Origin of the sequence: Halomonas sp. A29, from assembly GCF_046723295.1 — a bacterium.
GTDB lineage: Bacteria > Pseudomonadota > Gammaproteobacteria > Pseudomonadales > Halomonadaceae > Halomonas.
The window spans coordinates 69195-90826 of the sequence record NZ_JAXQPR010000007.1 but is presented as its reverse complement, the minus strand read 5'-3'; the positions used below and the strand labels follow the sequence as shown (position 1 = coordinate 90826).

16 protein-coding genes and 1 pseudogene are annotated in these 21632 nt (G+C 63.8%); 11 read left to right on the top strand and 6 right to left on the bottom strand.

The annotated features are described in order from the left end of the window. Position 1: 1 nt before the first annotated feature. On the bottom strand, positions 2-1234 hold the full coding sequence (locus SPH52_RS14730; RefSeq protein ID WP_411795788.1) for a DUF3422 domain-containing protein: 1233 nt from the start codon (positions 1232-1234) through the stop codon (positions 2-4). 97 nt (positions 1235-1331) lie between these two features. Further along, complete coding sequence (locus SPH52_RS14725) at positions 1332-2249, bottom strand: alpha/beta hydrolase (protein WP_411795787.1); 918 nt, start codon at positions 2247-2249, stop codon at positions 1332-1334. Positions 2250-2381: 132 nt separating this feature from the next. On the opposite strand from SPH52_RS14725, the gene SPH52_RS14720 reads away from it, so the two are divergent. Further along, positions 2382-3443, top strand: coding sequence for an acyltransferase family protein (locus SPH52_RS14720; RefSeq protein WP_411795786.1), 1062 nt, complete (start codon positions 2382-2384; stop codon positions 3441-3443). 51 nt (positions 3444-3494) lie between these two features. Continuing rightward, complete coding sequence (locus SPH52_RS14715) at positions 3495-4385, top strand: universal stress protein (protein WP_411795785.1); 891 nt, start codon at positions 3495-3497, stop codon at positions 4383-4385. A 24-nt stretch (positions 4386-4409) separates the two neighbouring features. Here the strand turns inward: SPH52_RS14715 and SPH52_RS14710 are convergent, their stop codons facing one another. Then, complete coding sequence (locus tag SPH52_RS14710) at positions 4410-5123, bottom strand: DUF3581 domain-containing protein (protein ID WP_411795784.1); 714 nt, start codon at positions 5121-5123, stop codon at positions 4410-4412. Between the two features lie 469 nt (positions 5124-5592). Here SPH52_RS14710 and SPH52_RS14705 point away from each other — a divergent pair, with 469 nt between their 5' ends. The 4 genes and pseudogenes from SPH52_RS14705 to SPH52_RS14690 all read left to right on the top strand — a co-directional run. After that, positions 5593-6027 (top strand): hypothetical protein, encoded by a 435-nt coding sequence (locus SPH52_RS14705; protein WP_411795783.1) that lies wholly within the window; start codon positions 5593-5595, stop codon positions 6025-6027. Further along, entirely contained in the window at positions 5996-7210 is a 1215-nt protein-coding gene (locus tag SPH52_RS14700; protein ID WP_411795782.1) for a hypothetical protein, read from the top strand. The genes SPH52_RS14705 and SPH52_RS14700 overlap by 32 nt, the downstream gene beginning before the upstream one ends. Before the next feature lie 38 nt (positions 7211-7248). Beyond that, entirely contained in the window at positions 7249-10056 is a 2808-nt protein-coding gene (locus SPH52_RS14695; protein ID WP_411795781.1) for an EAL domain-containing protein, read from the top strand. A 77-nt stretch (positions 10057-10133) separates the two neighbouring features. Continuing rightward, positions 10134-10829, top strand: a pseudogene (locus SPH52_RS14690) (PEP-CTERM/exosortase system-associated acyltransferase); the annotation flags it as partial. Here the strand turns inward: SPH52_RS14690 and SPH52_RS14685 are convergent. The 3 genes from SPH52_RS14685 to SPH52_RS14675 are packed head-to-tail and all read right to left on the bottom strand — an operon-like array spanning position 10791 to position 13392. Next, positions 10791-12005, bottom strand: coding sequence for a DUF3541 domain-containing protein (locus SPH52_RS14685; RefSeq protein ID WP_411795780.1), 1215 nt, complete (start codon positions 12003-12005; stop codon positions 10791-10793). The pseudogene SPH52_RS14690 and the gene SPH52_RS14685 sit on opposite strands and share 39 nt — an antisense overlap. After that, complete coding sequence (locus tag SPH52_RS14680; protein ID WP_411795779.1) at positions 11998-12759, bottom strand: trimeric intracellular cation channel family protein; 762 nt, start codon at positions 12757-12759, stop codon at positions 11998-12000. Before SPH52_RS14680 ends, SPH52_RS14685 begins: the two co-directional genes overlap by 8 nt. A 51-nt stretch (positions 12760-12810) precedes the next feature. Next, entirely contained in the window at positions 12811-13392 is a 582-nt protein-coding gene (locus SPH52_RS14675) for a helix-turn-helix domain-containing protein (RefSeq protein ID WP_411795778.1), read from the bottom strand. A 228-nt stretch (positions 13393-13620) separates the two neighbouring features. Between SPH52_RS14675 and tdh the strand changes: the two genes are divergently transcribed. From tdh to ugpC, 5 genes are all read left to right on the top strand, one after another. Continuing rightward, positions 13621-14649 carry an L-threonine 3-dehydrogenase gene (tdh, locus tag SPH52_RS14670; protein ID WP_411795777.1) on the top strand — a complete coding sequence of 343 codons (1029 nt, stop codon included), beginning with the start codon at positions 13621-13623 and terminating at the stop codon, positions 14647-14649. A 2-nt stretch (positions 14650-14651) separates the two neighbouring features. Next, positions 14652-15842 carry a glycine C-acetyltransferase gene (kbl, locus tag SPH52_RS14665; RefSeq protein WP_411795776.1) on the top strand — a complete coding sequence of 397 codons (1191 nt, stop codon included), beginning with the start codon at positions 14652-14654 and terminating at the stop codon, positions 15840-15842. Between the two features lie 154 nt (positions 15843-15996). After that, positions 15997-18702 (top strand): HTH-type transcriptional regulator MalT, encoded by a 2706-nt coding sequence (malT, locus tag SPH52_RS14660; RefSeq protein ID WP_411795775.1) that lies wholly within the window; start codon positions 15997-15999, stop codon positions 18700-18702. A gap of 135 nt (positions 18703-18837) precedes the next feature. Continuing rightward, entirely contained in the window at positions 18838-20514 is a 1677-nt protein-coding gene (locus tag SPH52_RS14655; protein WP_411795774.1) for an alpha-amylase family glycosyl hydrolase, read from the top strand. Then, positions 20502-21617, top strand: coding sequence for a sn-glycerol-3-phosphate ABC transporter ATP-binding protein UgpC (ugpC, locus tag SPH52_RS14650; protein ID WP_411795773.1), 1116 nt, complete (start codon positions 20502-20504; stop codon positions 21615-21617). Before SPH52_RS14655 ends, ugpC begins: the two co-directional genes overlap by 13 nt. Positions 21618-21632 lie beyond the last annotated feature (15 nt).

The following is a 21632-nucleotide window of genomic DNA, read 5'->3' as shown; positions in this document are numbered from 1 at the left end:
CTCAGTGCCGTTTCACCCGCCAGATTCGCCAGGCCAGCAGGCCGACGATCAACACGCCAAGCGGCCCGAGGACGGTCGCCGCGGTGTGGGGTGGAACCGCAACGCCCAACGCATCCAGGCTCTCCAAGCCCAGCTTGAACAGGCTGAAGACATAGTAGCTGATGACGATGATCGAGAGCCCCTCCACCGCCTTCTGGATCTTGAGCTGGCTGCTGGCCCGCTCGTTGAGGCTGTTGAGGATGCTCGAGTTCTGCTCCTCGATCTCCACCTGGGCGCGGGTGCGCAGCAGATCGTTGAGCCTGGCAGCGCTCTCGGCCAGGTTCTCCTGTCGCTGATGAATGGCGGCACAGTAATGCACCGTGGGCCGAAACCGCCTAAGAATGAAAGTGCCGAGGCGGGGGCAGTGGTCGACCCGAGCCTCCCTGAGCTCCTCGATGCGGGAGAAGACGATGCGCGCATAGGCATCCGTGGCGCTGAAGCGCTGGCGCGAACGAGAACCGCTGCGCTCCAGCCGTGCCGAGAGCTGCGACAGTGCGGTCAGCAGCGGTCGTGGGTTGGCATCCTCCTGCTCGGCGTTGCGATCGGAAAGCTCGCCCAGTTCCACCTCGTATTCCTGCAGTTCGGTGGCCAGTTCCTTGGCCAGGGGCAGCGACAGCGAAGCCATCATGCGGTAGGTCTCGATCTCCAGCAGACGGCGCACCATGCGCCCAAGCCGGAACGCATTGAGGCCATGGTTGAGCAACAGCAGGCGGTTGACACCTCTCGCATCGAGATGGAAATCGCTCCATACCGTGGCATCACCGCCGCCGACCTGGGAGCCGGCCGGATCGGTGAAACCGTAGGCCTCGGCACTGCCTCGCCAGGTATCGTTGCCCTCCACCAGCACCAGGGTGGCATTGATCAGGATGTCGCTGTGGGACTCGATGACCTGCGCCAGCCATGCCGGCGGCTCAGCCCAGGGGTCGTCGCTCCCGGCTTTGGGCACCATCAGGGTCAGGGTGGAAAATTCGGTGTGCCGCTCCCACTTCAACACCTGGTCCTGGTGAGTAAGGATCTGCTGGACCACCTCGCTGTCGAAGCCAAGGCCAGTCGTTTCGCCCAGCCGTGCCAGGAGATCGGCATGGCCCTGGGCATCGGCCAGGAAGGCGTAATGGTAGAGGTGCGCCGGCTCCGAGAAATAGATCGACGGACGGGCGTGCAGTTCGTTGTGCAGGCGTTCGCGTTGTGGGTGCATCCGATGGACCTGAAAGAGAGTCGAGACTTGAGACTAAGGTCTACAGGGCGCGACGCCAACCCCGCTTTCGGCTGCCATGACACGCGCTTTGGTCGCATCAATGACCGGTGACAGTGGATGCCTCTTCCGCGGCGGTATCCTCGGCCAGGACCTCGAGCGGCACCGGCCCCTGCAGAAAGCGCCCTATCCAGGCCAGAGCATTGGGCAGGCTGGCTCGCCAGACACGCCAGGTGTGACCGCCGTTGAGCACTTCCATTGCCACCAGGTCCGGTTGGTGCGGTACCAGTGCCTGGCGCACGAGCCGTGCATGGTGCTCCGCGTTGTAGGCATCGCGGTTGCCGGCACTCAGGTAGAGCGGTACGGCCTCTCCTCGCTCCAGGTAGCGATCCAGGTAGGCGGTATAGTTGCGACGCTGCCACAGCTCCTCGTCGAAGTTACCCGCTGCGTCGAGGAAGGCGGGGTGCCGCCATGCCGACGAGTTCCTAGGTGGCAACGGGTGGTAGCTCGCCGGGCTGAGGGCCGCAGCGGCGGCAAACAGTTCCGGGCGTTCGAACACGAAGTTGAGAGTGCCGTAGCCCCCCGCGGAAAGCCCGGCAATGGCGCGCCACTCGCGCTGGGAAACGACCTGCCAGGTTTCCTCCACGTAGGGCATCAGCTCGTCGAGAAAAGCCGAGCGCGCCGACTCGTTGTGACCGTCGATCCACCAGCTCACGCTGCCGGGCATGACGATGATCGTCGGCGGCAGGACGCCGTTGCGAATCATGCGGTCGGCGGTCTCCTTCAGATTGCCGCTCTCGACCCAATCCCGCTCGCTGCCGAACGAGCCATGCAACAGGTAGAGAATCGGGTAGGCCTGGTTCGTCTCGTGATAACCGTCGGGCAGGTAGAGGGTGTAGTGATAATCCCGCCCCAGAATTTCCGAAGAAAAGCGGTGAAAAGTGACCTCGCTGGCCTGGGCCATCGGCCCACACCACAACGCCGCCAGCAGAGCGGCAATCGTACGCTTGAGTGTCATAGCACTTGACTCCCTGTGCTGGAAAAACTGTGCCGAAAAAAGCTAGCGTGTTAATGGAATCTTTCCACCTCATCATGGTCCGACAGGGAAACGGTGACCGATGTTCCTTGCTCCAGGGAAGGCCAGGCGTTCATGAGGCGAATCGAAGAAATCTATTGGCTGCGTTTCTATGGCTGCCTGGCCGTGTTCGGCTTCCACTTTTTCGACCGCTTGAACCAGTACATCAGCAGCGTCTATATCGACCTGGGCCGTATCCCTACCGTACTCGGTACGCCCATCTTCATCTTCATCTCGATCTTCCTGTTCTCGGCCCGCTATGGCGACCGGCCACCTGACGGTTTCCTGGTCAAGCGCCTGCAGTACGTGATGGTGCCCTACGTCGTCTACGGCCTGATCTATTCACTGACGAAGTATGCAAACCTGCGCCGCGAGGGCGTGCCGGTCGACCTCGTCGACACCCTGGTCGACTATCTGATCTATGCCGGCTGGCACGGCTATTTCCTGATCATCGCCATGCAGTTCTATGCCTTCTACTGGCTCTACTCCCGCTATGGCCTGGAGAGATGTCTGCCTCCCGGCCCCTGGCTGGTGATCGGCAGCCTGATCGGTATTGCCTACTGGGGCCTGACCCGTTACTTCGCCATCGACCCGCCGGGCTACCTGCTCTGGATCGCCCCGCTCGGCTGGATCTACCTGTTCTTCCTGGCCATGCTGGTGGTACGCCATTATCCGCAGCTCACACCTCAGCGGCTGCACGAAGTGCCCTGGATCAAATGGCTGTCGCGACCAGAGCTGCTGTTGGCCTACGTCGTCGTGATCGGGCTGTTCACCTGGTTCGGCTGGTTGGAACACTCCTCCAAGGAAACCTGGGTCGTGCCGCTCTTCATCCTGTTCACGCTGTTTGCCGTCACGCGGTTGCGAAATGTTCGGGCCACGCCTTTGGTCAAGTTCGTCAATCGCTACTCTTTCGGCATCTATCTGGCCCACCCCATGTTCTTTGCCATGGTGGACTTCGCCAGTGAATTCGTTTCCTTCTCGCTGTTCGTCTATTCGCTGTTGTTGATCATAGTGGGCATGGCCGGCTCCATCGCGTTGAACTGGGTCGCCAACCGCATTCCCGGGGGTGGCATGCTGTTCGGCAAGACCCTGTACGTACCAGCGGACCGACAGACGCCCGCCCCTCAAATGCGCTAGGCTATATGCCTGAAACGACAGCTCTCTTCTCGAAATCAGGGGGAACCTTGCATGAGTGATCACATCTCGCTCGTGATCGTACCGGTCGATGGCTCGCCCACGGCACAAGCCGCGGCTCGCCATGCTGCACTGCTGTCCCACCTGCTTCACGCTCCCCTGCGGCTGGTACATGTCATGCCCCTCAATCCAGCGGAATTGAGCGACGTTCCGGCCAACCGTCAGGCCGAGCAGGACCGCGACCGCTCCCAGCGGCTGGCGGCGGCCAGAGATGCCTTTGCCAGTGCCAGGCAAGCCATAGAGCCGGCACTCGACTCACCCCCACAGGAGGTTACGCTGGAAGAGAGCGGCTTCGTGCGCCACCCAGCCCGCACCCTGGTCGATTACGCACGCCAGCACGAAGGCTGCCTGCTCGTGGTCGGTGCCCGCCACCTGAGCGATCTTGGCAAGCTGGTGGAAGGCAGCATCAGCGACGAGATCGTGCACAAGGCCACCTGCCCGGTCACGATAGTGCATCCCGAGGCAGCCGCAGAGGATGGTGGGCGAATCGGCAGAGTGGTATTGCCCGTCGACGGTTCTCGCCACAGCGACCACGCCGCCAGGCTGGCAGGAGACCTTGCCCGCAGCGCAGGGGCGCAGGTGGAGCTACTGCTGTGCCGTCCAGCCGGAGCGCCGCCCCCGCAGAAGAATGGCGCAGATGAATCCGAGCTGGTCTTTAGCCAGGCGCTGCAGCATTTGGGAGAGGTGCCGGCGGGCATCACGACCCACCTGCTGCAAAGCGACCGCTACGCGGAAGCGATCACCGAGTTTGCCCATGGGCTCGAAAATAACCCGGTCATCGTCATGGGTCGCAGAGGTATGGGAACCTTGCGCGAGAAACTGGTGGGCAGTGTCAGCCATCGTGCCATCGACCTGGCTCACTGCCCGATCACCGTAGTGGTGTAGCGCCCCCTCCCGCCAGGAGGCTCCTCAGCTGGTGGCCTCGTAAGCCGACTTCAAGCGATAGAACTCGGCTACGATGTCGTCCATCGCGGCGGCGTCGTAGTCGCTCAGGCCGCTGACGACCAGCTTCTTCGAGCCACTTCCGACCGGCTCGCCACGGTCGTTGATGCGAAACTCGAGCTTGACGTCACCGCGCTTGCCACTCACCTCGAGGCTCGAGTCGACCAGCTCCAGGCAAGGCTCGGCCAGGTCGAGCCGGTCCAGTGAAAAGCCCATGCTATCGTAGATCACCAGCGGGCGCTTGGGGTTGAACATCACCCCTCGTGACTCGAGCAACGGCTTGAGTACATGGGGGAAGTTCTTGCCCGAGAAAGCCACATAGCAGCGCGTGAAGGCTTCGATGGCGGCGACTTCATGGTTGGTATCGCCTTCCCGGCTCACTTCCAGATACTGCTTGCCCTCTTCGTCCCTGACTTCTACCTGCCCCGCGGCGTTCTGTTCCAGGCTCAGCAGGGTTCCGTCGCCTACCATGCTGCGAAAACGAAAGTCCATGTGCCGCGAGAGACCGAACCGGCTCAGCACCAGGGCGAACAGCAGGTCACCGGGAACGCAGAACCGCCGGGCTCCCGCATCGTGTATGGGATTGAAGTCGCCGGCGACGCGCTTGGCGAAATCGCTGGCCTGCTGCGCGGAGATACGAACGCCCGCGCCCGCTTGCGTATGGTAAGGGTCGAGAAACATGCGTGTTCTGGCCTGTCCTTGGTTGGAATAGCTCAAGTTGGCGATAATGCCATTTTTTCCATCGGCGCGGCCACTTCCAGCCGGGGCGAGCACACACGACACCTACGCCGCCTTGATCCTGCCGTTTCCAGCCTGCTCATCACAGCGAAAACATAAGCCATTGAATTCAGTATGCTGTGCTAACAATGAGTGGCCTGCCCCCCGGCCCTTGGCGACTTTGCCGACACTCGTCATTCTTGTGGTATACGTATATTGTACAACGACGCCCAACGGCTAAAGTACGAGACATAATCATCAGGGAGCATGGCCTAACGGGCATGACCGCTCCAGCTAGTCAGGGATTGGGGGATAACACTATCGATACGCTCAGAAAGTCCTGGTCAGCCATCGTCTACGTTGAGCCAGGCTTGGGAGCCATTTTTCCGGGTCACGCAGGTTCGGCACTGCAAAGTCTTCGGGACGGTGGCGCGTGGCTGGACTGACACGCTGGTTGCTGCTGCCATTAGTGCTGGCATTGCTACCCTTGTCCGTGCAGGCCGCGGAGCGACAGATAGTTCTGATCGCTCACCCGAATGTGGCCAACGCCTTTCTGACCCGCGACACCACCCGGGCAATCTTTGCCATGCGCCAGCGCAGCTGGCCCGATGGCCAGGCCGTTCGTGTCTTCGTATTGCCCAATGCCCATCCCGTCCATGCACGCTTCGCCAAGGAACGGCTTACCGTTTACCCCCATCAACTGCAGCTGGCCTGGGATCGCATGGTGTTCTCGGGGACGGGACAGGCACCAAGCCAGGTCAATAGCCAGTCAGAGATGCTGGAACGCGTCGCCACAACACCTGGCGCCCTTGGGTATCTGGAAAGGGAGTATCTGGATGAGAGAGTCCAAGTCATTACCCTGGAGTAGCCGTCGCTCACGCCCAGTGCTCCTGGCGCTGGCTCTCGCCTGGGCTCCCACGACCCTGGCGGAAGGGGTCATGGACACCTTGCAGGTACATGGCTTTCTCAGCCAGGCGCTCGTCATCACCGATCACAACGACTTCTTCGGGCCCAGCAGCAGCGGAGGCAGCCTCAAATACACCGAGATCGGCGCCAATGCCTCGATTCGGCCGCGTCATGACGTGCTTGTGGCAGCACAGGTACTCAGCCGAAGGGCCGGTGGAGACGGCAGCGACGCTCGGCCGGCACTCGACTACGGCGTGGTCGATTATCAGCCATTCTCCGATCAGCGCCGGACCCTGGGTATTCAAGTGGGGCGCTTCAAGAACCCCTTCGGCTTCTACAACCAGACACGGGACGTTGCCTTCACCCGCCCCAGCATCCTGTTACCCCAGTCGATCTACTTCGACCGCACCCGCTCACTCGGGCTTGCTGCCGATGGGCTGACCGTTTATCACGAAGAGCGCATTCCCACTGGTGGCATCATTCGTACCCAAGTCGGCGTCGGAGACATACAGGCGGGCGACGATCTCAGGCGTACCATGCGCCTCGAGAACACGCCCGGCTCACTGGAACCCAGACGCTCGGCCATCGGCCAGGTACGCTACGAGCATGATGGAGGCCGCATGGTTGCCGCACTCAGCACAGCCAGCGCCCGCGCCCGCTTCGAATCCGGCACCCCCGGCATGAGTGATGGCAGCTTCCATTTTCGGCCCTGGATTCTCTCGCTGCAGTACAACGCCGAGTTGTGGAGTCTGACTGGCGAGTATGCGGTGAGAAACTCGACGCTGGACGGCTTCGCCAACCCGTTCATGAATTTTGACGTTACCGGTGAGAGCTGGTACGTGCAGTATACGCGGCGCTTCCATGATGACTGGCAGTGGCTGGTACGCTATGACAGCCTGGTCAACAATCGCGACGACCGCTCCGGCCGGGCCTTCGAGGCCATGGGCGGCGGGCCGGCCCATACCCAGTATGCCAAGGACATAACTCTGGGCCTGCAATGGAGCGTGACACCCCGAGTGCTGGTGGCCGCCGAGTATCATCACATCGATGGTACGGCCTGGCTGCCCCTTCAGGATGAACCCGACCCCACACAGACGCGCCGACGCTGGAACATGGTGCTGTTCCAGCTCTCACTGCGCTTCTGATCCATACCTTTCACTCGAATCGGTCAGAGATTGCCCGCATGAGCGCTTCCACATCCCGGGAACCTCGCCCTTATTTTAGCCTGACCTGGCGAGTGCTCGCTCTGAGTAGCCTGCTGCTGCTCGTATTGGCGGGACTGTTCACCTGGCTTGGCCACGCCAATCTGACCCGTCAGTTCGAGGAGAGCCGAAAGGAGAGCAACCAGCGGGAAGCACGAGAAATCCAGCTTGCCCTGCAGCGCTCCGAGGTAAGCCTGCAACAGATCGCGGCACTGGCAGCCGCCTCTCCCGACCTGGGGCCGGCGCTTGCGAGCGGCGACCAGACGCAACTGGTCGGATCGCTCTCATCCCAGTGGCCCACGCTTCAGTTGGAAGCCGGTATCGACGAGATCATGGTATTCGACGCCCAGGGCCGCCAATTGGCCGAGTGGGGCCAGGGCCAAACGGACCAGGAGCGGCCAGTTCAGGATTGGATACGCCAGGTAATGGAAACCGAGTATCCGCTCTCAGCACTGCGTTGCGCCAATGATTGCCGGCAATATGCCGCCGTGCCCATCCTGGTCGGAGGCGGGAGCGTCGGCATGGTGATACTGTCACGCTCGTTGGCAGACGTGACCCGCCAGGCCCAACAGGTATCCGGCAGCGATGTCGCCCTGCTGATCACCGGGGCTCAGGAAGCGGAAGTGGCTCCCGAGCGACACTTGGCTAACTGGAACGGCCACCTGGCTGCGCTGACGCACCCGGATCATTACCTCCCGATACTGCAGCAGGCCGCCCGAGTGGGCACGCTCGGCCAAATCCTCGAGACACCGCTGCGCCTGCAACACGGCGGTCGCGATTACGAATTGTCCGCAGTCCGCATGGAAGCAGAAGATGGCCGGCGCAGCAGCGGTTTCTTCCTCCTCGCAGCCGACATCAGCACCCAGATTCGAGCCATCCAGGAAAATACCCGCAATCTGCTGCTGGTCGGCATCGGTGGCTGGCTGGCAGCCGAGCTGTTGCTGCTTGCCATCCTGCTGCGCCCGATGGCCAGGCTGCGCCGGCTGGCTGGCGTTCTTCCGGCCTTGGCCCACGGCGGCTTCGCCGAGACCCGCAGCGCCATTCCCGCCCCCCACAGCCGCTTCGAAGACGAGATCGACGTGCTGGAAGGTACGACGCTGGCACTCTCCGATCAGTTGGAAACGCTGGAGCGGGAGGTCACCGCCCGAGGGTTTCAACTTGCCGAACGAGTGGACGAGCTGGCTCGTGAGCGTGATTTCGTCGGCAGCCTGCTGGATACCGCACGTGTCTTCATCGTCACCCAGGATGCCCAAGGACGCATCACACTGGTCAATGACTACGCCCTCACGACACTGGCCATGCAAGAAGAACGGCTGCTAGGTCGTCCTTTCGACGGCGTCTTCACTCCTCGGGAAAGCAGTGACACCGATGACGAAATGACTCAGGAAGAGCGCAGCCTGGTGACGGCAGACGGCCGGCAACGGACCATTGCCTGGTATCACGCTCCTCTGGCTTCACGCAGCGATGCGCGGGCGTCACGAATCTCGGTCGGGCTCGATATCACCGAGCGCAAGCTGGCCGAGGCGCGCCTTACCTGGCTAGCCGAGCGGGATCCATTGACGGAGCTGTACAACCGTCGCTACTTCCAGGAAGTATTGGGCAACGTCATGCGGCGAGGACGCAGCGGCGCTGTTCTGTTGCTCGATCTCGATCACTTCAGGGATGTCAACGAGCTCAGCGGCCACCATACTGGCGACCAACTGCTGCGCATGGTGGCCGATACACTGTTTCAGGAATTCGGTCATTGCGGCACCATTGCGCGCCTGGGCGGCGATGAATTCGCGATACTGCTGGAGGGCGCCGACACCCGGAAAGCCATCAGTATTGCCCGACAAATCACTCCGCTGCTCGACAGTACCGGCCTGGATGCCGGCGGCCAGCGCCACAGGGCAACTTCGAGCCTCGGCATCGCCCTGTTCCCCACCCATGGTGACAACCCCGCCGACCTGATGGCCAACGCCGACCTGGCCATGTACAAGGCGAAGGAGAGCGGTTCACAGCGCTGGCATCTGCTCTCGACGCTCGAGCGCGCCAAGGATGAGTTGCAGGAGCGGGTCTACTGGGTGGAACGAATTCGCCAGGCCATCGACGAAGAGGGATTCGAGCTGATGGCGCAGCCGATCGTGCGCCTGAGTGATGGCGACGTACGCCATTACGAAGTGCTCTTGCGTATGCGAGGCCCCAAGGGAGCCCTCATTTCACCTGCTCACTTCATTCCCGTGGCGGAGCGCAGCGGCCAGATCGTGCAAATCGACCGCTGGGTGCTACGCCATAGCTTGCGCGCCTTGAGCCGCGTTCAGGCCCAAGGCATCAGCCTTGCCGTCAATCTGTCGGGCCAGACCCTGCATGACGACGGGCTCAAGCAATTTCTCATGGAAGAACTATCGGCCACCGGTGCGGACCCGCATCATTTGATCCTCGAGATCACCGAGACGGCTGCCGTCACGGATTTTTCCAGCGCTCGTGGGGTGCTGCAGGCGCTACGCGACATAGGTTGCCGCACCGCCCTCGACGACTTCGGCGTCGGCTTCAGCAGTTTTCACTACCTCGGCGAGCTGCCCGTCGACTTCATCAAGATCGACGGCGCCTTCATTCGTACACTGAATACCAACCCGGACAGCCAGGTCATCGTCAAGGCCATTGCCGACATCGCGTCAGGCTTCGGCAAGCTGGCAATCGCCGAGTTCGTGGACCAGGAAGCCCTGATCCCTCTTCTCATCTCCTACGGCATCTCTTACGGCCAGGGCTACCATCTTGGAAAGCCAGCGCCACTAAGCGACACCTTTTGACTTTTCCTTATCGCCCTAACGACTAACTTACAGCTAAGAGGTTTTTTACTACAACACGAACCAGCAAGGAGCGCATCATGGGACCACGCAGGCTTCCCCCGCAGGGAACGGTCAACAGGAGCGAGCTCTTCGTACAGTTTGGTGAAGATTTCGTCTTCAAGCTGGCTTACGACGATCATGATAGACGTCGTGTCTACCGTTTGAGATATCGAGTCTACTGTCAGGAAATCGGTTACAACCCTCCAAACGAGGATAATGCCGCCCTCGAGCTGGATGCCTACGACGAGAACTCCCTGCACTGCCTGCTGGAGCACCGCAAATCGGGAGTCTCGGCAGGCTGCTTTCGGCTCGTCCTGCCTGCCCACGATTGCCAGCGCTCGAAGATAAGGCTCCCCTTGCAGGAGTATGGGGGGCGGAGCCTGACCCACAAGACGCTGCATCCCGACCGGCTTCCCATCGACAAGATCTGCGAAATATCACGCTTCGCCACGGCACGTGAGTTCCGTAACCGCCCGATCAAGCACGAAACGCTCGACAAGAACAATCTCGCATATGATTTCTCGCCCGAGGAGAGACGCGTCTTCCCATTGCTGACCATCGCGCTGTTTCTGGCTACCCATGCGCTGGTTGAGCTGGTCGATCGCCGACACATATTCGCCATGATGTCGTCGCGCTTGCCGCGGCTGCTGGCCATGTCGGGTTTTCGCTTCAGGCGTATCGGCGATACGATCGAACTACATGGCCTGCGCAATGCCTTCTATATCGATAACGTCGTTGCCCAGCAGGATATGCACCCTGAGCTGGTCGAACCCTATCGTAACATTCGGCATCAGCTCGCCACTCAGTTGGCCCACGCCCTGGCCGATAGCGACCTGCTCAGCTTGGTGGAACAGTCGTGACAGACTCGGACCCGGGTGCAGTTGCCCCGGCCAGGTGAGCACCATGATCGCCAGCACGTTACGGTGCTCGCCTCGCGCCAGGTCGGTATCGCCCCGCGTTGAAGGGATGATTCCGGCCCGTGGGTCCACCGACTCCGTCAGGCGTTGGCGAATCCGGGGCACGGCGGGGTGGCCTTCGTTACCCGTCAGCAGGAAGGCAAGTGCCACCTCGGCCTGGATGTCCTCGGTAGCCTGGTCGAGAATGCGCTCGATCTCGGCAGCAAAGGCATCGAGGATCCAGGCATGCCGCTCGGCCGACACCCAGCGCTGATAGTAGCGGCTGTCGGCAATCACGATGTGGGTCATGCCATATAGCCGGTTGTGGTAGTCGACTTCGCCCAAGTCCACCACTGCCTGCGCGGGATAGACGGAGTGGAATGCCTCGACCATTTCATCACGCAGGTCGACGATGCCGAGCTGATGCAGGAACCAGGCCTGGTTCGCCACCTGGGCGGCATAGATGCGCATGACCTCGGGGTCGGTCAGGAAACGCCGCCACTCCAGGCTCGCCAGGTAGTCCAGAGCCTGTCGACGCTCCGGCAACCCTTCCAGCAGGCCGTAGTAGTCCGCCTGCATCAAGCGAAACAGCAGCTGTCGGCCAAAGGCGATCTCTCCCCACTCCTCCAGCATGGCCCTGCGCGCCCTTTGCTTGGCAGAACGCTGCGGATAGTTGGCCACGATCTCTCGGGCGCGAGCCGGCGCATAGCCAGGCTCCTCGAGACCGGCGATGTCACGCTCGAGCTGGGTCAGGAGCAGGCGACCGTGCGCTTCGAGGAATTCGAGATAGCGCGCGTCACCGCTGATGCGGTAGAGCCGCTGGGCATAGTGACGCTGCTTGTCGTGAGGTAACTCGGGCAAGGCCGCCTCATAGACGGCCTGGATCGCCTGACCTGCGGCCCGGTGATCCTCCGCTGGCGACGAGACCACAGTCGTGCAGCCGGCCAACCACGCCAGCAGGAGAGCGATGAGCCAACGCCCGGCGAAGCGGTATTGCAGGGCGCCTTCAGCCATTTTTTCTGTCCCGCTGACGGGGCGAGATCATGCGTACCCTGACCTTGGGGCGTGCCGCCCTCTTCTCTGCCGTGTTGTCGGCGACCGCTTCGGCCCGGGAGTCGACGCCAGCCGGCGGTGGCTCGGCGGGGGGATGAATCACGACCCAGGCGAACACGGGCAACGATACCTTCCAGTGGATGGCCGCCAGGCGCAGGCCCAGCGTCACCGCAAGCGCCAAGCCGATGGCGACTCCGGCCGGTATACCCAGCGCCCCCAGACCCACGTAGGTAATGCCGCCAGCGATGGAGGCCGTGGCATACACTTCCTGGCGCAGCACCATCGGTACGCGTCGCGCCAGCACGTCGCGTACCATGCCGCCGGCCACGCCCGTCAACAGTCCCATCAGCACCGCCACCACGCCGGGCGCCCCCAGTTGCAGCGCCTTGTGCGCGCCGATCACCGTGAACAGCGCCAGCCCGAAGGCATCGGCCACCGGCAGAAATACGCGGGACAGCCGGTGAATGTAGTGGAAGCCGACGATCGACAGGCCCACGGTGGCGAGGATCACCCATAGATAGGTGGGGTCGGCGACCCAGAATACCGGCCGCACGCCGAGCACCAGGTCGCGCAGGGTACCACCGCCGATACCGGTGACCGCTGCCAGCACCAGCATACCGAACGGATCCATGCGTGAGCGACAGGCGAGTATCACGCCCGAGAGGGCAAAGACGATCACACCCGCCATGTCCAGCCAGTACACCAGCCCCGTCAAGTCGCTCTCCCGATTCGTGTGTTATTCGCGCGCCGGTCATTACCCGCCCGCTCATTGATAGGTCACGACGAGAAAGCTCACCAGCTCCCCCTCGCCGCAGTTCTCGATGGTGTGTTCAAGGTCGGCATGGTAGTGCGCCGAATCTCCCGGATTCAGCTCACAGCGATTCTCTCCTGCCACAACCCGCGCCTGCCCCTGGGTAACGGTCAGCAATTCCCGGGTTCCCTCGAAGTGGGCGGCGCTGTGCAGGCGTGCCCCCGGCGCGAGCCGGATCTCGTAGAACTCGACATTCTTCTCCATGTGCAGCGGCGAGAGCGTACGAATGCGGCAGTCGTGGTCGTCGCGAAACAGCTGGCTGGCATCATTGCCGCGCACCACCTCGATGCGCGAAGCCGTCCAGGGCTGATCCACCAGGTCGCCGATGTTCATGTCGAAGGCCTGGGCGATGCGCAGCGTCACCGCCAGGGTCGGATTGGCCTTGCCGCGCTCGATCTGGCTGAGCATCGAGCGGCTGACCCCCGATGCCGCCGCCAACTGCTCCAGGGTGAGTCCGCGCCGCTTGCGCAGCTCGATCACACGGGTGGAGAGACTTCCGGCTTCCGCCTGCGACTCGGTCATCGTTCTATCGTCCACCTACACTTCTCCTCACCGACCCAGACATCTCCAGGCGCTGCTTGGGTTCGAGGGCCATCCTGATGGCAAACGGATTTCTACCATGAAGGAATTTTTTCTTGCATAGAAGAAATGTTCTGCAATACTGGAATTCATTCTTCTATAGTAAACGTCTCGTTGCGAATTGCCACAAGCCACTCGCAGCCCACTCACCTGAATCCTCCAACCACAAGTCAGGAAGGTAGAGAAATGAAAGCACTCATCAAGAAGGAGGCGGCACCCGGCCTGTGGCTGGACGAAGTGCCGGAACCACAGGTCGGCATTAACGATGTGCTGATCAAGGTGAAGCGCACCGCCATCTGCGGCACCGACGTGCACATCTACAAGTGGGACAGTTGGGCCCAGAAGACCATTCCGGTGCCCATGGTGGTGGGCCACGAATTCGTCGGCGAGATCGTCGAGGTCGGCTCCAACGTCAATGACTTCCATCCCGGCCAGATCGTCTCCGGCGAGGGCCATGTTGTGTGTGGCCGCTGCCGCAACTGCCTGGCCGGGCGCCGCCACCTGTGCGCCCACACCAGTGGCGTGGGGGTGAATCGCCCGGGCGCCTTTGCCGAGTACGTCTCCCTGCCAATGTCCAACGTATGGGAGCACAAGCCAGGCATCGATCTGGATGTGGCAGCACTGTTCGACCCCCTGGGCAACGCCGTGCACACCGCGCTGCAGTTCGACCTGCTCGGTGAGGACGTGCTGATCACCGGCGCCGGTCCCATCGGCGCCATGGCCGCCGCGGTGTGCCGCCACGCCGGGGCACGCCACGTGGTAGTGACGGATCTCAACCCGGGCCGCCTCGAGCTGGCCAAGCGTCTCGGCGCCACCCGCACCGTGGACGTGCGCCACGAGACGCTGCCCGACGTGCAGCGCGAGCTGGGGCTGACCGAAGGCTTCGACGTGGGCCTGGAGATGTCCGGCAGCCCTGCCGCCTTTCGCGACATGCTGGCCAACATGTGCCATGGCGGCAAGGTCTCGATGCTCGGCATTCCCACCGAGGAGATCGCCATAGATTGGAATACGGTGATCTTTAACATGCTGACGCTGAAGGGAATCTACGGCCGCGAGATGTACGAGACCTGGTACAAGATGTCGGTGATGATCGAGTCCGGCCTCGACATCTCGCCGGTGATCACCCACCGCCTGCCCTACACCGAATTCCAGCAGGGTTTCGATGCCATGCTGAGCGGTGAAGCGAGCAAGGTCGTCCTCAACTGGGAGCCATGACCATGTACGCAGCCTTTCGACAGCACCTGCAAGGCGAGCTCGACGCCATTCAACAGGCCGGACTGTACAAGCACGAACGCCAGCTGACCACGCCCCAGGGAGCGCATGTCGGCATCAGTGCCGGCCAGGAAGTGCTCAACCTGTGCGCCAACAACTACCTGGGGCTGGCTCAGCACCCCGAGGTCAACGCGGCCGCCAAGGCGGGCCTGGAAGAGTGGGGCTACGGCCTGGCCTCGGTGCGCTTCATCTGCGGCACCCAGAGTCTGCACAAGCAGCTCGAGCAGCGCCTGACCGATTTCCTCGGCACCGAGGACACCATCCTCTACCCCTCCTGCTTCGATGCCAACGGCGGGCTGTTCGAGACCCTGCTCGGCGCCGAGGACGCGGTGATCTCCGATGAGCTCAACCACGCCAGCATCATCGACGGTGTACGGCTCTGCAAGGCTCGGCGCTACCGCTACCGTAACAACGACATGGCCGATCTCGAACAGCAGCTCAAGGCCGCCGAGCGCGACGGTGCACGCTTCAAGCTAATCACCACCGATGGCGTGTTCTCCATGGACGGCTACATCGCTCGGCTCGACGAGATATGCGACCTGGCCGAGCGCTTTGATGCCCTGGTGCACTTCGACGACTGCCATGCCACCGGTTTCCTCGGCGAGAGCGGCCGCGGCACCCACGAATATCGCGGCTGCATGGACCGTATCGACATCACCACCGGCACCCTGGGCAAGGCCCTGGGCGGCGCCAGCGGCGGCTACACCAGCGGCAAGCGCGAAGTCATAGAGCTGCTGCGCCAGCGCTCGCGGCCCTATCTGTTCTCCAACACCGTGGCGCCGCCGGTGGTCGCTGGCGCGCTGAAGGCGATCGAGCTTGCCGCCGAGTCCCCCGAGCTGCGCGACCGCCTCAAGGAGAACACGGCCTTCTTCCGCGAGGGCCTCGAGCGTCTCGGCTTCGAGCTGCTGCCAGGTGAGCACCCCATCGTGCCGGTGATGCTGCACGACGCTGGCCTTGCCGCCCGCTTCGCCGAGGAGATGCTCAAGGAAGGCGTCTACGTGATCGCTTTCTCCTACCCGGTGGTACCCCAGGGCCGCGCGCGCATCCGCACCCAGATGTCCGCCGCCCTGAGCCGCGACGACCTGGAGTTCGCCCTCGCCGCCTTCGGGCGGGTCAAGGAACGCCTGGGCCTGTAACCACCAACGGCTACTCTCACGCACACCGGTCGGGCCACTCGGCTCGGCCGGCCTTTGCCTCGGCTCTACATCCTTGGTCGAATGGCTCACAAACAGAGCGGATCTGCCGGCATACTGCAAAACTGAAACGTTAAAGTTCGGCCACCGGTTCGCCATGCCCCTGCTTCAGGAAAAGCTCAGCCCGCCCGTGCTACCCGCCACCGCGGTGGCTCGGGAACGGCTCAACGACCGCTTCGCCCTGACCGAGCGGGTACGCCTGCTGGTGGTCCAGGCGCCGCCCGGCTATGGCAAGAGCGCCTTGCTGGCCGAGCGCCTGCCGCAGTTGGAACAGCCGGCAGCCTGGCTGCGCCTGGACCCACGCGACGACGATCCCGCGCGCTTCGCCAGCTACTTCCGTGAAGCCCTGGCCAGCCTGTGTCGGGAGCTCGGCCTCGCGGTCGAGCTGCCGCACGCTGCCCCCTTGGCCGAGGCCATGGAGGGCTGGCTCGCCGCCCTGCCACGCCAGTCCGAACCCGGCCGGCTGGTACTCGATGACTTCCATCACCTGCGCCATCCGCAAATCCTCGAAGCCTTGCATCACTGGCTACGCCACCAGCCCTCCTGGCTGACCCTGACGCTTGCCTCGCGCACCCGCCCCGCCTTGGGCCTGCCCGAGCTTCGGCTGCGCGGCGAGCTGGAGGAAATCGGCCTGGCCGAGCTGGCCTTCGCCCCGGAGGAGGCCCAGACGCTGTGCGCCGAGCAGCTCAGCTTCCCGCCCACCCGGGTCAGCCTGGAGCGTGCCCTGCGCCGCACCGAAGGGTGGCCGCTGGCGCTGGCCTGGCTGATCGAACGCACCACCACCCGTGCCTCTTTCGACAGCCTGCTCGAGCGCCTCGACGGCAGCCACCCAGATTTCGTCGCCTGGTTCGACGAGCTGCTCGAAGGCTGCATCGACGATCAGGACCACCAGCTACTGCTGCAGCTCGGCGTGCTGGAGCGTTTCTCGCCCAATCTGGTGGCCCGACTGCTGGAGGGCGAACGGCTCTCCCAACGCCTGGAGGCGCTGGACCGGGCCGGCCTGTTCATCGAAAGAGTCGAGCCCCATTCCCAATGGCTGCGTTTCCACCCGCTGTTCGCCGGCTACCTGCGTCATCGCCGCCACGAACTCAGCCTGACCACGCAGCACGAGCTGCACCAGCGTGCCAGCACCGCCTGGCTACGCCTGGGTAACCCCGCGCTGGCACTGGCCCAGGCCATCGAGGCCGAAGAACCCGAGCCGCTGGCCGAACTGCTCGAGCAGGAGGGCCCCGCCCTGCTGGCCAATGGCCACTTCTCGCTGTTGGCCCGCGGGCTTGCCGCACTCGGCGACACGCGACTGGTCGGCTCGCCCAAACTGACCCTGCTGCACGGCTGGGCCTCCCATGCCCAGTACCACTTCGATCGTACCCGCCAGGCCATCGACTGGATCGAGGCGCAGCTCGAGGAGCCCGCGTGGGCGACGCTGGCCGCCGAGTTCGCCACCCTGCGCGCCCAACTGGCAATCAACGAGGGCGACGCCGAGCGGGCAGCACCGCTCGCCGAGCGGGCGCTGACCCTGCCACCCCGCTACCTGGCCACCACGCCGCTTACCGCCGCGGCGATTCTCGGCGAGGCGCGCTTCGTACAGGGACAGCTCGACGAGTCACTGCAACGCATTCGCAACGTGGAGCGTGAAGCAAGCCGCCTCGGCGACGACCAGATGCTGCTGTGGGCGCTGTGCCACCAGTCGGAAACGCTGGTGGCACAGGGGCGCCTGCAGGCTGCCTTCGACGTGCAGGAGCGTGCCATCGCCCATGTCGAGCGCAGCGGGCTCGAGCGCCTGCCGGTGGCGGAGTTCCTCTATCGCATCCGCAGCCAACTGCTGTGGGAGTGGCAGCGGCTGGAAGAGTCCGAACAGGCGGCACTCAAGGGTATCGAGGTGCTCGATACGCAGGGCGAGCGCTGGACCCTGCAGTGCCACATCAGCCTGGCCAAGGTAGCGCTCTCGCGCGGTGACCAGGCCCAGTGCGCCGACCATATCCGGCGCCTGCGCAAGATCCTGGTGCAGGGTGATTACCACATCGACTGGCAGGCCAATGCCCATGCCACCCTGCTCGCCTGGTGGCAAGCCAATGGCGACCTCGACGCCGTGGCGCGCTGGCTACAGGAAGCGCCGCCCGGCGATCCGACACGGGCCACCAACCACTTCGCCCAGTGCAACCTGCGCAACCACGCCCGCGCCATGATACTGCTCGGCCGCTTCGACGAAGCCGAAGTATTGCTCGTCGAGCTCGAGCGCCAGACCGAGCGCCTGGGGCTCGTCACCGACGCCAACCGCAACCGCCTGTGCCTGGCGGCACTGGTCTGGCAGCAAGGCCGACACGAAGCAGCCCTGGAGCATTTGCGCCAGGCGCTGGCGCTGGCCACCCGCACCGCACTGACCGGCAGCTTCCTGCGCCTGGGCCAGGTATTGCCCGAGATGCTCGAACGGCTGCTCGCCGATGACGCCCTGGAGCCCATGGCCCGAGGCCATGCCGAGCGGTTGGTGGGCCTGGCCCGGCGCCAGCGCGAGTTCGGCCGCGCCGTACGCCTGATGCTCGACGACTCGGTGATCGACGACATCGTCTCGCGCCCCGACGTACCGGAGCTGATCCGCACCTCGCCCTTGACCCGCCGCGAGTGGCAGATACTGGGTCTGATCCATGCCGGACTCTCCAACGAACAGATCGCCGAGCAGCTCACGGTGGCCCCCACCACGGTCAAGACGCACATCCGCAGCCTGTATCAGAAGCAGAACATTCGGCGTCGTGAGGAAGCCATCGCATTGGCCGGCGAGCTGCTGTCGCGCATCCAGGGAGAGTAGCTCGGCTTCCTGCGCCTCCTCCCCCCATCTACGCCTTTGCCCCTCGAAGGGCAGAGGATGGCTCCCACCATGGGTCGCGGCACCATCGTGTTCAGGCTTCTTTTTTTACCGATACGACGGCGACAAGGACAACGCATGAACACAAGGCAACTCTTCGGCAGGCAGGGCCAGGACTGGTGGCGCGGCGCGGTAATCTACCAGATCTATCCACGCAGCTTCATGGATAGCAACGGCGACGGTATCGGCGACCTCAAGGGGATCATCGACAAGCTCGACTACATCGCCTCGCTGAACGTCGACGCCATCTGGCTGTCGCCCTTCTTCACCTCTCCAATGAAGGACTTCGGCTACGACGTCGCCGACTACCGCGACGTCGATCCCATGTTCGGCACGCTCGACGACTTCGACCGCCTGGTGGAGGCCGCCCACGCCCGCGGGCTCAAGGTCACCATCGACCAGGTGCTGTCCCACACCTCCGACCAGCATCCCTGGTTCGTCGAGAGCCGGGCCAGCCGCGACAACCCCAAGGCCGACTGGTACGTATGGGCCGACGCCAAGGCCGACGGCTCACCGCCTACCAATTGGCAGTCGGTGTTCGGCGGCAGCTCCTGGCAGTGGGACACCCGCCGCTGCCAGTACTACCTGCACAATTTCCTCGTCAGCCAGCCGGATCTCAACTTCCGCAACCCCGAAGTGGTCGAAGCCATTCTCGAGGAGGTACGCTTCTGGCTCGACCGCGGGGTCGACGGCTTCCGCCTGGATGCCGTCAACTTCTGCACCCATGGCGAGCTCGTCGACAACCCGCCCCGGAGCGAATTGGAGGATGGCTTTCTTGGCGTGCGCCGCGACAATCCCTACGGCTACCAGTTGCACCTGCACGACAAGACCCAGCCGGAGAACCTCGCCTTCCTCGAGAAGCTGCGCACCCTGCTCGACGAATACCCCGGCGCCACCAGCGTCGGCGAGGTGGGCGACGACGATTCACTGAAGGTGATGGCGACCTATACCCAAGGCGGCAACCGCCTGCACATGGCCTACTCCTTCGACCTGCTGGGCGAGCGCCACGACCCCGAGTTCCTGCACCAGACCATGACCGCCATGGAGGAGCGCATAGGTGACGGCTGGCCATGCTGGGCGCTGGGCAACCATGACGTCCCCCGGGTCGCCACACGCTGGAACGCAGCGGATGACCCGGCCAGGCTGCGCCTCTACCTCGCCTTCCTGCTGACCCAGCGCGGCAGCGTCTGCCTCTATCAGGGTGAGGAGTTGGGGCTGACTGAAGCCGAGCTCGCCCTGGAACAGCTGGCCGACCCGGCCGGCATCACTTTCTGGCCGGCCTACAAGGGCCGCGACGGCTGCCGCACACCGCATCCCTGGTCCGCCGAGAGACGCCACGGCGACTTCTCCCAGGGCAAGCCCTGGCTGCCGGTACCCGATGAGCACCTGGGCCTGGCCATGAACCGGCAGGACGACGATCCCGACTCGCTGCTCAACGCTTACCGCACCTTCCTCGCCTTCCGCCGCGAGCACGTGGAGCTGGTGAAAGGAGCCATTCGCTACCACCCGCTGCGCGACGGCGTGCTGTGCCTGGAGCGCAGCCACCCCGAACACGCCCCACGCGGGCGGCTGCTGGTAGCGCTCAACTTCAGCTACGAGCCTCGCGCCCTGAACGCCCCGCAGGGAGCGAAGCCGCTCGATGACGCCCCCGGCCTGGTCAACGGTACCTGGAACGCTGGCAAGGTTCACCTTCCGCCTTGCGGCATCGCCATCGCCCGCTGTCCAATCGGGGAGGAATTCACATGGGACGTCTGACACTGACCGGCATTGGCAAGGACTACGAAGGTATCGAGGTCTCCCGCGACATCGACCTGACCATCGAGGACGGCGAATTCGTCGTCTTCGTCGGCCCCTCCGGCTGCGGCAAATCGACTCTGCTGCGCATGATCGCCGGGCTGGAGGAAATCAGCCGCGGCGAGATGCGACTCGACGGTGAGCGTATCAACGAGGTGCCGCCCCAGGAGCGCGACATCGGCATGGTGTTCCAGTCCTATGCGCTCTACCCGCACATGACGGTGGCCGAGAACATGGCCTTCGGTCTCAAGCTGGCCCGCACCGACAAGGCCGAGATTCGCCGTCGCGTCGCACACGCCGCCGAGATGCTGCATCTCGGCGAGCTGCTCGAGCGCAAGCCCAAGGAGCTCTCCGGCGGCCAACGCCAGCGGGTGGCCATCGGCCGCACCCTGGTCAAGGAACCGGCAGTGTTCCTGTTCGACGAACCGCTCTCCAACCTCGACGCCGCACTGCGGGTCGACATGCGGGTGCAGATCGCCGAGCTGCACCGACGGCTGGGCGCCACCATGATCTACGTGACCCACGACCAGGTCGAGGCGATGACCCTGGCCGATCGCATCGTGCTGCTGGCCGGCGGCCACATCGCCCAGGTCGGCGCGCCGCTGTCGCTCTACCACTACCCGGCCACGCTGGAGGTAGCACGCTTCATCGGCTCGCCGCGGATCAATCTCGTACCGGTTGAGGTTCTCGACCCCGGCCGCCAGCGCACCTCGGTGCGCCTGCCCAACGGCGGGACGCTTGCCGTGGCGGTGGACGGCGCCCGCCTCAAGGCCGGCGATAGCGCCACCCTGGCGGTGCGCGCCGAGGATTTCGTCGCACCCGACGCCGCCGACGCGCGTCTGGCGGCACGCCTGATGGTAGCCGAGAAACTCGGCTACGAGACCCTCGCCCACCTGCGGGTGGAAGGCATCAGCGAGACTCTGACCCAGCGCCTGGACGGCCTGGCCGAGCTGGAGAATGAGCAACGAATCGAGCTTGGCCTCTCCGGTGAGCGCTGCCATCTGTTCGCCAGTGACGGCATGGCCTGCCCGCGCCAGGCACGCATCCCCGGCGTGACCCACTAGCACCAGCGTCCACGG